The 11,942-nt window shown below is 47.4% G+C and carries 10 protein-coding genes; 5 read left to right on the top strand and 5 right to left on the bottom strand.

Going from position 1 to position 11,942, the window contains the following annotated elements:
• Nucleotides 1-2 precede the first annotated feature (2 nt).
• From pyrH to HMPREF1222_RS00965, 5 genes are all read right to left on the bottom strand, one after another.
• Complete coding sequence (gene pyrH, locus HMPREF1222_RS00985) at nt 3-689, bottom strand: UMP kinase (RefSeq protein WP_016517833.1); 687 nt, start codon at nt 687-689, stop codon at nt 3-5.
• A 168-nt stretch (nt 690-857) separates the two neighbouring features.
• Nucleotides 858-2,534 carry a transglutaminase domain-containing protein gene (locus tag HMPREF1222_RS00980; RefSeq protein WP_016517831.1) on the bottom strand — a complete coding sequence of 559 codons (1,677 nt, stop codon included), beginning with the start codon at nt 2,532-2,534 and terminating at the stop codon, nt 858-860.
• The gene (locus HMPREF1222_RS00975; RefSeq protein WP_016517830.1) at nt 2,531-3,244 is read right to left on the bottom strand and encodes an anti-sigma factor family protein; all 714 of its coding nucleotides are present in this window, start codon (nt 3,242-3,244) and stop codon (nt 2,531-2,533) included. Before HMPREF1222_RS00975 ends, HMPREF1222_RS00980 begins: the two co-directional genes overlap by 4 nt.
• Nucleotides 3,228-3,770, bottom strand: a complete 543-nt coding sequence (locus HMPREF1222_RS00970) for an RNA polymerase sigma factor (RefSeq protein ID WP_038076753.1) — start codon at nt 3,768-3,770, stop codon at nt 3,228-3,230. Before HMPREF1222_RS00970 ends, HMPREF1222_RS00975 begins: the two co-directional genes overlap by 17 nt.
• Before the next feature lie 17 nt (nt 3,771-3,787).
• Nucleotides 3,788-5,251 carry a cysteine--tRNA ligase gene (locus HMPREF1222_RS00965; protein ID WP_016517828.1) on the bottom strand — a complete coding sequence of 488 codons (1,464 nt, stop codon included), beginning with the start codon at nt 5,249-5,251 and terminating at the stop codon, nt 3,788-3,790.
• A 142-nt stretch (nt 5,252-5,393) separates the two neighbouring features.
• Between HMPREF1222_RS00965 and murB the strand changes: the two genes are divergently transcribed.
• From murB to polA, 5 genes are all read left to right on the top strand, one after another.
• On the top strand, nt 5,394-6,290 hold the full coding sequence (murB, locus tag HMPREF1222_RS00960; protein ID WP_244870090.1) for a UDP-N-acetylmuramate dehydrogenase: 897 nt from the start codon (nt 5,394-5,396) through the stop codon (nt 6,288-6,290).
• 118 nt (nt 6,291-6,408) lie between these two features.
• A complete protein-coding gene (locus tag HMPREF1222_RS00955; RefSeq protein ID WP_006189340.1) occupies nt 6,409-7,671 on the top strand; it encodes a cyclic nucleotide-binding domain-containing protein in 1,263 nt (420 codons plus the stop codon).
• Nucleotides 7,672-7,700: 29 nt separating this feature from the next.
• Complete coding sequence (locus HMPREF1222_RS00950) at nt 7,701-8,333, top strand: hypothetical protein (protein WP_016517826.1); 633 nt, start codon at nt 7,701-7,703, stop codon at nt 8,331-8,333.
• A gap of 174 nt (nt 8,334-8,507) precedes the next feature.
• Complete coding sequence (locus HMPREF1222_RS00945) at nt 8,508-9,014, top strand: DUF192 domain-containing protein (RefSeq protein WP_016517825.1); 507 nt, start codon at nt 8,508-8,510, stop codon at nt 9,012-9,014.
• Between the two features lie 47 nt (nt 9,015-9,061).
• Nucleotides 9,062-11,917 (top strand): DNA polymerase I, encoded by a 2,856-nt coding sequence (gene polA / locus HMPREF1222_RS00940; RefSeq protein WP_016517824.1) that lies wholly within the window; start codon nt 9,062-9,064, stop codon nt 11,915-11,917.
• Nucleotides 11,918-11,942: the final 25 nt, after the last annotated feature.

Genomic DNA, 11,942 nt, shown 5'->3' with positions numbered 1-11,942 from the left:
ATTTAACCTATTGTCGTGCCGTTAAAGGGACAATCATTTAAAATGTTATCAAGATTATTCAAATCGGAACCTCCGGCACAGATCACCTGTATTCCCGCTTTTTGAGCGCGCAGACTCGCAACCGGATCAAAAGGAACATTTTTACCGGGTATCCATTCCGTACCGACAAGCCGAATGAATTGCTCCCATGAGATAGTATCGATGGGTTTTGCATCGGGGTTTTTCTTAGGATCGTCGGTATACACTTTTTCGATATTTGAAAGGTTGATTACCTGTTTTGCAGAAAAGCGTTCAGCCAACAACACCGCATCATTGTCGGTAGAAAAGCCCGGCTTCCAACCGGCAGCGATCAATATCTGTCCGGAAAAAAGCTCTACAGCGGTAGGATCGTACACAACAGGGTTGGGGCACATATCAGAAAAAATTGCCTTTAACAGTTGTGCATTAAGCCGTGTCGCCATAATACCGATCCAATCAGCTTCATCATTTGAAGGTGCATTATCAGTAATATTTTTATATGCTTGTTGATAAACCCGTGCAGGGCCGCCACCGCCGACAACTAAAATAAGCTTTCTATCTGCCGATCCACTGAGCCATCTGCGGATATGGGAAGAAAAATCCCGTAAAAAAGCTTCATCGGGCTGCTGCGGCACAACAATTGAGCCGCCTACCGATAAGACTCGTACCATAAAGTTCCTCCTCATCCATATTTAAATTAATGCCGACTTCGGCAAGCATTCGACTTTCCAAAAACGGCATTATTGACTAAAACAATTAAAGGCGATATCTGTTACGACTACGCACAAGGTATTATTCTCTATAAATCTAATAATTAATTAAAAAAAATGCAATTCTTTTTAATACACCCCCGTGATCTTCGGGATGCGCCAAAGCGCACTGTAGCCGCTGATATTCGGCGTTGCTTCTTCCCAAATAGATCGAAAGGCATAGCTTCGCACCTTTTCCGTTGTTTTACCGTTCGGCAACATAGGTTCTTGACTTTGATAACCGCGTGAGAACGCAATATGATAGGCATCCAAATTACCGAAATACCATCGTCCCCTATCGGCAATACCGGTATCGAAAGGAATGCCGGATGCAAGAGCGGGATCAACGGGAACCCAGCCGAAGCCGTTTACATAGAACTCCGCCCACCAATGCTGTACGGCTTTTTGTTCTGTGTCAACCAATAAGCCGGCAGTTGGAACTGCCGGTACACCGGCGGCGCGGGCAAGCGTACAGAACAGCAGTGCAAGATCATACGGGCTGCCGCTTTTTTCTTCCAAAGCGGTTAAAATAGACCTTCCTGCATCCGTCGTACTGCTGTCCCGAGCGCTTAGCTCGGAGGTTAAAAAGGTGTAGATACGCCGTGCTTTATTATACGGGTTCGTTTCAGAGCCGATAATTTGCCGACAAACCTTTTTAATAACAGTATGATCGGCAGGGAGAAATTCATCGGCTTCGGTATATGCGGCATATAAAAGCGGATTATTCTGTTCCGTCCTTTTTAGAGATGTAACATTGACATTCGTCTCAACCCTGCTGCGGGACACACTGTATTCCTGCCGGATCTGTATTTTACTGCCGGATTCGATATTATTAAAACGGTAAATGCTCGCTCCTTGATATGACGGCACAAACGGCTCCGGCTGAACGGAATTAATGGTAACGGCGCGCTGTGTTTCCGTTTTTTGAGGCAAGGGTATCTGTAAAAAGAACGTATTCGGAGTCTCTGTTAGAAAATCGGAAATCTCCACCTCGGAAACGAGGCGATAGGTTCTTGTATCCGTATAGGTTTTCGTACCGTAGTTGTTTTTTAACCGGAACGGCACAGGATTACTTATTCCCGCTTCGGTAATAATCACGACATTTCCCGTATCTGCGGCATCAGGTACCCGTATTCGCAATTCACGATCGCTCCAAAATTCGTAATCGAAGTCCGATTCGCTGCATTCGGCGCCGGTCAACGCCGCTTCCTTTGGAGTATTTTGAGCATAAACGGTATTCTGCGTTCCGGTAAACAGTACAACCGAATTATTCCGCGTATGACCGAAGTTTTTACCGTGAATGGAAATAAGATCGCCTACATTGCCGGAATCGGCGTCCAAAGAATCGATAAAAGGAAGATTTTCATCTGCGGTATGTTTTGAGCTGACCGGGAAAACCGCCTGATTTACCAACATGACGGCATTTCCTTGTTTGTTCTTCGCTACCACATATAGGATATCTTCATAGAGGGCATCAGGCGCTTCAAAAACAATCTTTGTATCCGTCCATTCAATACACCGGTCGGATTTAATTTTGTTATTGCCGATCATCAACCACGAATGGATTGATTTATGTCCGAAATGCTTGCCTTCTATGGTAATCCGCTCTCCCGGTACAGTAACTTGGGGGGATACGGTGGTAATAGTATTGGCGTGAATCGATGACCGTGAAAAAAATATGATACCGGCGAATATACCGCCGATAAGGCATACGAAGATAAGAAATCTGACAAGAGAATATTTTCTTATAAGATAAACAAAACTCATCGATTGCTGATTCTTATATTGGGATCGGGGATTATATAAAGCGATTGATACTCCGATGAAAGCGGAAACGACGACGAAGAAATTTTGAGATCAACTGTAGATTCAACCGGCTGAAACAGATTTTCGTCTTTTGAATATAAGCGGGCAAATTCTCCGACCGTAAAGAACTTCGCATTGGTATTCACTGCTTTGGTCGATACGGTATAGCTCTGATTGTTGTTTGTTTGGGTAATGCCGTAATCCATTTCCGCTATCGGTTTTTGCTTTTCAAGCGAAACGGGAATAATCGGCGTAAAAGAAGATTGAGCGGCTGCAACAGAATTAACGGTGTGTTCTACTCTAAAGAAAAGAACGAGCGGCATCAGGACGAAAACTAAAACGGCAGCGGCCGCCGCAGGCACGGGAATACGAATGGAAGAAGAAAACCACCGTTCACCTGAACTTAATCCCCATCGCCGTTTTTGGGCGTGCGATTTATTTTGTAATACGGCATTGCGCCTTTCAAGCAATTTGGCAAAAGAAGCGTCCGCATCAAACTCAGCTCGGGCAGCGGTTCCTTGTACGAAACGGCGCACTACCACATATCGATCGTATGTTTCTTTACATACGGTGCATTGCTGTAAATGTTGTTCTATTTTTCCTTTCCAAGGGAAAGCAATTTCACCGTCGATATACGCAGACAAAAGATCTTTATTAGGGCATGTAGACATTATCTTCTCCTATAACTTTTGCTAAATACTCTCGTGCACGGAAAATACGAACTTTTACATTTCCTTCGCTGATGCCGAGTATACGTCCGATTTCTTTGTAATTCAACTCGGTATATTCGCGAAGCTGTAATGCGATTCTCAGTTTTTCAGGCAGTTGCTCAAGCGCATGCTGTACGTCTTGAATAGTTTCATCTTTCAAGAGCGCAGTTTCGCCGGAATCCATTTTGCGCTGGTCTTCTTTAAACGCACGCGTATATACTTTCCGCTCCAACACTCTCCGTTTTGCGTAATTAAGCGCGGCATTTTTTACCACTCTGATGAGCCAATACTTCGCATCATTTAAGGACGGAAACTTCATTTCTTTTTCCGTCATCTTGATCAGCGCATCATGGCACAGATCTTCCGCTGCATCATCTTCCCGTACAATATTATAAGCAACTTTGTACAGCGCAGGGACTGCAGCATCATAAATGGTTTTAAAATCCTTATCGGAGAGTGCATCTAACGGCACTAATTCATCAAACAACTTAGTCTCCCTAAAGGTTACATCTTCCGCCACAGCGTTCCGTTTGCCGTATCTTCCAACGCGATTCCGCGATCTTTTAGCAAGTTCCGGATTTCATCAGCCCGTTTAAAGTCCTTATTTCTTTTTGCTTCCGTCCGTTCGGCAACTAAGCGTTCAATTTCTTCTGCATTATCGACCGATTCTGTCTCGTTATGAAGCGATTCCGCTTCGTCTATCAAATCTAATGCAAGTACCGTATCGAAAATGCGAATTAACGTGATGACTTCGGCTGCTTCAAGTTCCTTATCTTTAACAGCCTGTTGCAGTACGGAAAGCGCGCGCGGTGTTGAAATATCTTCTTCAAGCGCTTGTATAAAATCCCCCAGGTGGCGGCGCGCTTTTTCGGTATGAAGCTGCGAAATAGCCTGTTCGGCCGTTACACCGTCGGCGGGGAAATCCGGCAGCGTTTTTGCTTCGGTTAGCAGGTTGGTAATCCGTTGCTCAAGGTTTTTACGCGCATTCTTTGCAGTGTCCATCGCTTCCCACGAAAAGGTAAGTTGACTGCGGTAATGCCCTCCCAACAACAGGAATCGATAATCGAGCGGTGCATAGCCGGCCTCAATAACCTTATCCAAGGTGATAAAATCGCCGGTTGACTTGGACATCTTTCCCTTGTTCATCACCAGAAACTCATTATGGAGCCAATATTTTACCCATTTTTTACCGGTAGCCCCCTCCGACTGGGCTATCTCATTCGTATGGTGAATACGGATGTGGTCAATACCGCCCGTGTGAATATCAAACTGTTCGCCCAAATACTTCATACTCATTGCGGAACACTCGATATGCCAACCGGGGTATCCCTTACCCCAGGGCGAATCCCACACTAAGGCTTGGTTTTCAAACTTACTCTTGGTGAACCAGAGTACAAAATCATGGGGATTGCGCTTATTTTCATCAACTTCGATACGCGCACCGGCCTTGAGATCTTCAAGCCTAATCGAGGCAAGTTCGCCGTATGTGGGGAAGGTTGTAATATCGTAGTAGAGGTTACCGCCGGCGGAATACGTATGCCCGTTTGCCTCGATCCGTTTGATCAGTTCTATCATATCAGGTACGTGATCGGTAGCCTTACACACGACATCGGGACGGCGGATATTAAGGCGCTCGGTATCCTTAAAGAACGCTTGAGTATAGAAATCGGCAATTTCCAACACGCTCTGCCCGCGTTCCTTGGCTGTTTTTACCATCTTATCTTCGCCGTCATCAGCATCGCCCGAAAGGTGGCCTATATCGGTTATATTCATCACATGGGTTACCGGATACCCTAAAAAACGCAGCAGACGCGAGAGCGTATCTTGGAATACATAGGCGCGTAAGTTACCGATGTGCGCATAGTTATAGACGGTCGGCCCGCAGCCGTAGAAACCTACTTTTTTCGGATTAACCGGCACAAAGTCCTCTATTTTATGCCCTAATGTGTTATATATGCGTAAACTCATAAAAAAATCTCCTGTATAATAAACGATTGCCGCTTTTATAAATACCGCTGATAGTATATAGTGTTTTAGTATGTTTAATCTAGGAGAAAAAGAGAAAAAAAATAGCTTTCCGGTTAAATTCTGTGATATAATACAAAAAAAGGTGAGATTAAGCCCTTTTACGAGTTTCAAAATCGGCGGAAATGCCGATATATATATTACGCCTTCATCGCCGGAGGAATTGGAGGCTGCGCTGACGTTCATTCAAGAAGAGCGTATACCGGCAATATTGTTAGGCGGGGGCACTAATCTGTTGATTCCCGATGAGGGAATACGGGGCGCTGTTATTCATACCTGCCGTTTAAATAGGATTCTACTGCTGCAAAACGGTGAAGACACGCACATTCAGGCTGAAGCGGGAGCGCTGATGCAGGATGTAACGGAATTTTGTGCGGAACACGGCCTTACGGGATTGGAAGATTTTGCAGGGCTTCCGGGAACGGTAGGAGGCGCAGTCTTTATGAATGCCCGCTGTTATGAAAAATCGATTTCCGATGTATTGATTTCAGCATCGGTAGTGTGTTTTTCAGCTAAAGGCTGCGGAATACGGGAATACGGCTTCCGCCAAGAAGACTGGGGATATAAACGCTCGCCGTTTCAACCTCAGGATAAGCGGTATGCAGAGCTTAACGGCAGCCGGCCGGTGATTGTGTCTGCAGCGTTCCGAACTGCACAGGGCGATAAGGCACTGATCCGTAGAGCGATGGAGAACCGTATTGCGGACAGAACGGCAAAGGGGCATTTTAAGCTCCCTTCGGCAGGCAGCGTCTTTAAAAATAATCATGTTTTCGGAAAACCTTCCGGCAAACTGATAGATGAAGCCGGTTTACGCGGATTACAGATAGGAGGCGCTCAGGTGGCGCCGTGGCATGGAAATTTTATTGTAAATACCGGTTTTGCAACGGCACAGGATGTTCTGAAACTGATTAAGACAATTCAACAGCGGGTAAAAGAGAACACCGGCTTTGAACTTGAACCGGAGATTATTTTTGCCGGATAGAGAGTGATATCTGGGCATCTTCTAAAAATTCGGGTATAGTTTTCAGAGGTTCCCATATACATTGCGACACCCTGATATTATAATGGGTTATAATGGAAAAAAATAAGAGGGTAATAAAGTGCTTCAACTATCTTTCGTAAATTTTAAACGCGGGTCTTATATCCTCATTGAAGGAAAGTCCGATACCGACCGCTTCTATATTATCCAAAGCGGGCAAGTACAAGTTGCAAAACAAAAAGAGGTTGTAGCGGAAGAAGAGGGAAATCTCCTCGGGCCGGGCGACTTTTTAGGAGTTGTTGCGTGTATGGCGCATCATAGCCAGATTGAAACGGCTATTGCAGTCTCCGATGTAGTACTGATTGCCGTACACTATACACAGTTTCCCGAATTAATAGAAAAAAATACTCCCATTGCAATGAAGATTATCTATTCGTTCAGTAAAAGAATGCGTTATTTGGACGAAGCATTGACTCGAATTACGTTGAAGAAAAATATTGAAACCGATATTTCTCATCTATTTACCATCGGCGAATATTACCTGCGAATGTCGAAGTTTGAGCTGGCGCTGTACGCCTATTATCATTATTTAAAAGAAAAACCGAACGGACAATTTGCAGAAACGGCACGGAAACGCTTTATGGCTATAAAATCCACCGGCGTAAAAGCGCCGATTGAGATGCTTGAACCGGATACCAAGCAGATGGTGCGGGTATATCACGGCGAATCGATGATTTTCTGCGAATGTCAGTCGGGAACCGAATTATACATTATCCAAAAAGGCCGTGTAAAAATTTCAAAAATTGTAGACAATAGCGAAGTATTACTGGCTGTTCTTAAAGAAGGCGATATGTTCGGCGAAATGGCGCTGCTGGAAAATAAACCGCGTTCGGCGACAGCAATTACCGCTGCGGAAGAATGCCAGCTTTTAGCGGTAAACCGGCAAAACTTTAATCAAATGGTTGCAACCCAGCCGCAGCTGATTGCCCGTCTTACCACTACCCTCGCCGACCGTATTTGGGCAATGTACAAGCAGTTGGCCAATACGTTAATTCCCGTACCGATTGAAAAAATGTACGATATGCTGAGCATTCAGCTTGAAAAATTGCGGATACAGCCCGGTGCAGGCAAACAGCATACGTTCTTATTCGGCCCTGCGGAGCTTGCAAAGATGTGCAGCATCCCTAAAGAGCAGGTTGCGCAAGCTATTGCGGAATTTTTGATGACGCCGATTGTGCGCAGTACCGATGACAGCATCATCATCACCGATACTCTTGAACTGTCAAAGCAGACGGCCTACTTTAAAAAGATGCAGGAAATTGAACAAGCCCGCAAACAATCCCGTGCAAACGAGCCGACCTATCGCGGAAAGCCTGTCCGCTAAAAAACTGCCGATAAAAGCGAGGATATAAGATGAAAGCTCTTCCGTATGCGATCTTCCTGATTTTTATCGCCATACAGCCTCTAGCTGCGGCCGAATCTCCTACGCCGGTTGTAGGACAATCCAACCAAGATACTCCACAATCCGAAAGTGAAAATCAGATAGTCTCCCCTACGAAAACAAGCGAACAGCAGGATAAAACTGCATTACCGGCAGAATACCGCAGCATCAAGCTTGGTATGGGAATCGACGCGGTAAAAGATGCACTCAAACAAGACTCGGTTTTCGGATACCGCGGCGAACGGGATGTTTCGCTGTTGCCGACGGAAAACAGAAGCCTTATCGAATCGGCGGGTTCTTATTTTATCAGCAGATCATGGTTTCAGTTTTATAAAGATAATTTGTATACGATGATTTTTAAGCTGAACACCGACACAGTCGATTACTATTCGGTCTATTCCAAATTCTGCGAAAAATACGGCGAACCCGCCTCTATCAATCCTCAGCGGGCTGTGTGGGAGGATGAACATACCCGTGTCGTTATCGAGCGTCCGCTTATTGTAAAATATATCGATTTGACGGTATTCAATGAATTGATTTCTCAAAGCACGACCGAAAAAGCTGCAAGCGAAACCAACCGTCAAAACTTTATCGACGGATTTTAACCGGAGAGGAACGGGGCTGTCCAAAAACTTCAGTTTTTGGACAGTTTCCTTAGATTTAGATGCGACGTTTAAAATTAAGTCATTGTTGTATAAAGACTTAATTTTAAACTCGACGGGGATGTCCTGAAAGTAACCAACTTTTGGGACATCCCCATGCCCAGAGGAATCAATACCATGCGTTTTTCCATACAAAATAGTGTCAAATACCCGGCAGTAGCCTTATGCTTTCTTTTCTTTGTGGCCACGGTAATATCGTGCGCCGGAGCAGAAAAACCGGAATTTGCTCATATTACCATTTCCATCGAATCGAAAAAAACAAAAGCAGCTATTCCCATTGATGTGGAAGCGGCGGTAACCGCTCAAGAGCAGCAACACGGCTTTATGCACCGGAAAGAAATACCCGACGGCACCGGCATGATATTCATCTTCAAACGCGATGAAAAATTGCGGTTTTGGATGAAGGATACACCTCATGCGCTATCCATTGCTTTTATCGATTCTGCGGGACGCATCCGCGAAATCTACGATATGCAGCCGTTCAGCTTGGATGTTATCGCCAGCACCTATTCAGTGCGCTATGCCCTCGAAGTAGCACAAGGTTATTTTGAACGGGCAGGTATCGGTGCAGGAGACACACTCGCTACGGAAAGCCTTGAGCGCCTAAACGCGACGGTGCGGTAAGACATCCTCCGCTATAACTGCGGGGCGTTTTGTGATACACTCTCGCCATGACACAGCACACACAAGACACGCTCTATCTCCTCGATTCTTACGGTTTAATTTACCGCTCTTACTTCGCGTTTATCAGCCATCCGTTGACCAATAAGGCCGGAGAAAATGTTTCCGCGCTTTACGGCTTTTTTAGAAGCCTTGCGATGATTTTAAAAACATACCGGCCTCGGTATTTTCTCGCAGCTTTCGATTCCCGTACGCCGACTTTCCGGCACGAATGGTATCCCGAATACAAGGCGACCCGCGACAAAACGCCGGAAGATTTACACGCGCAAATTCCGCATATCGAAAAAATATTAACGGCGCTCGGTATCGCTTGTCTGCGTAAAGACGGGTTTGAAGCGGACGATATTATCGCAACCCTTGCCCGCCGCTCCGCACAAGAAGGACGCCGCTGCGTTATTATCTCCGGAGACAAGGATTTGGCGCAGTTGGTCGGGGATTTTGTTTCGGTGCTTAAACCGGATAAGAGCGAAGCCTTGGCTCAGTGCGGCGTCGAAGAGGTTAAAGCCCATTGGGGTGTCGCTCCGGCACAGATGCTCGACTATCTTTCGCTCATAGGCGACTCTGCGGATAATATCCCCGGCGTAAAGGGCATCGGTCCCAAAACAGCCGTAAAGCTTTTGCAGGATTACGGTACGCTCGACGCCGTGTATGAGCATATCGATTCCATTGCAGGCGCCGTACAAAAAAAATTAGCTGCCGGAAAAGACAGCGCGTATTTTTCAAAAAAACTGATAACCCTCGCCGATAACGTTCCCATCGAAGGCACCCTCGACGATTACCGCTGCACTGCGCTGCATTATGCCGAAACGGCCGCGCTGCTGAAAGAATATGAGCTGCCGCACCTCGGCGAACTGTATGCAAAGGCCGCCGGAGAATCGGAAACGGCTGGATCTGCTGCCGAGCAAAATACCGCAGCCGGCAAAGCGGACGTAAACACAGCAACGGCTGGAAAAACCGGTGCAACCACGGCGGCGGACGACATCGGGACAAAACCGGCAAACAGCGCTGCGGCTCAGCCGGCGGAACTCCGTAAAAACGACGGCGAATACCGTACCGTAACGGACGCGGAAGAACTCGAAGCCGTCATCGCAGAGGCGGAAGCGCAGGGTTTTGCCGCCTTTGACTGCGAAACCACCGGTCTTAACCCGCTGTATGACTCTCTTGTCGGGTTTTCGCTGAGTCTAAAAGCCGGTACCGGCATCTATGTGCCGCTCAAAGCTCCGGCACCGGAACTCGGCGAGCAACCCTTCGCGGTGATGCCTTTTGCCGCTGCAAAAAAACTGCTCGCACGGCTCTGGAACAACAAGGAGCTCACCCTAGTGCTGCACAACGGGAAATTCGACTATCAGGTGCTGCGGACGGCAGGGATGTTCACCCGCGCCGGCTGCCGCCTCTTCGATACGATGATAGCGGCATGGCTACTCGAACCGGATAACCTCAGCTTCGGGCTGGAAAACCTTACCGAAGCGCAGCTCGGCTTACAAGGGCTTGACTACAAGGATGTTGTCCCCAAGGGCTGTACCTTCGCGGCGGTTTCCCTCCCGCAGGCGACCGCTTATGCGGCGGAAGATGCCGACTTTACCCTGCAATTATATCACGTATATAAGCCCGCCCTGGGACAGGCAAACCTGACCACGCTTTTTGAAACGCTTGAGATGCCGCTGATGCCGCTCCTTGCGGATATGGAAGCGCAAGGCATCTTCCTCAAAAAAGAAGAGCTCGCTGCGTTTTCGGAGGAATTGGCGGATACGCTGGCACGGGACGAAGCGGAAATTTACAAGCTGGTAGGTCATCCCTTTAACATCGCATCCCCTAAGCAGCTGCAGGAAGTGCTGTTTACCGAACGGAAACTGCCGACGGGCAAAAAGACCAAGACCGGCTACTCTACGGATATTTCCGTGCTGGAGGAGCTTGCCGCTATCGATGAACTTCCGGCAAAAATCCTCGATTACCGCGCTTCCGCAAAGCTGAAATCAGGCTATGCCGACGCGCTGCCCCTGCTCGCCGATGCGAACGGCCGGATACACACCAGCTTTATCCAAACGGGTACGGCAACGGGACGCCTTTCGAGCCGAGACCCCAATTTGCAGAATATTCCGATCAGAGGAGAAGAAGGCCGCAAAATCCGCAAGGCATTCTACGCGGCAGACGGCTGTAAACTGATCTCCGCCGACTATGCGCAGATTGAGCTCGTCATCCTCGCTCATTTTTCCCAAGATGAAAATTTAGTGAAAGCTTTCCGGCAAGGAACGGATATCCACGCGGCGACGGCAGCGCTCATCTTTAACGTATCGGTTGAAAACGTTGTCCCGGATATGCGCCGCATTGCAAAGGTAATCAACTTCGGGGTGATGTACGGAATGAGCGCGTTCAGGCTCGCCAATCAACTGCGGATATCCCGTACCGAGGCGGCGGATTTTATTACCCGCTATTTTACTACCTATTCGGGGGTAGCCGCCTTTATGGAAACGCTCAAAGAGTCGGCGGCGGAAAAAGGTTTTGTGGAAACGCTGATGGGCAGGCGGCGGTATATCCGCGCCATCAACAGCAGGAACCAAACGCAGCGCGCCGCAGCGGAGCGAATCGCAATCAATACGCCGATTCAAGGCTCCGCCGCCGATATTGTCAAAACGGCAATGCTACATGTAGACCGCGCATTGAAGCGGCAGCACCTGAGCGCCCACCTCTTGCTGCAGGTACACGATGAGCTAATTCTCGAAGCGCCCGATTCGGAAGTCGATTCCGTCAAAGCGCTTTTAAAACAAGAGATGGAACACGTGGTCAAACTTGCAGTTCCGCTCCGCGTCAGCATCGAATCGGGCAGCTGCTGGGGAGATTTCCATTAAAGCGCTAAAAGGCATTTCAAAAAAC

Origin of the sequence: Treponema vincentii F0403 (assembly GCF_000412995.1) — a bacterium.
Lineage (GTDB): Bacteria > Spirochaetota > Spirochaetia > Treponematales > Treponemataceae > Treponema > Treponema vincentii.
This window is presented reverse-complemented; position numbering and strand designations above follow the sequence as displayed.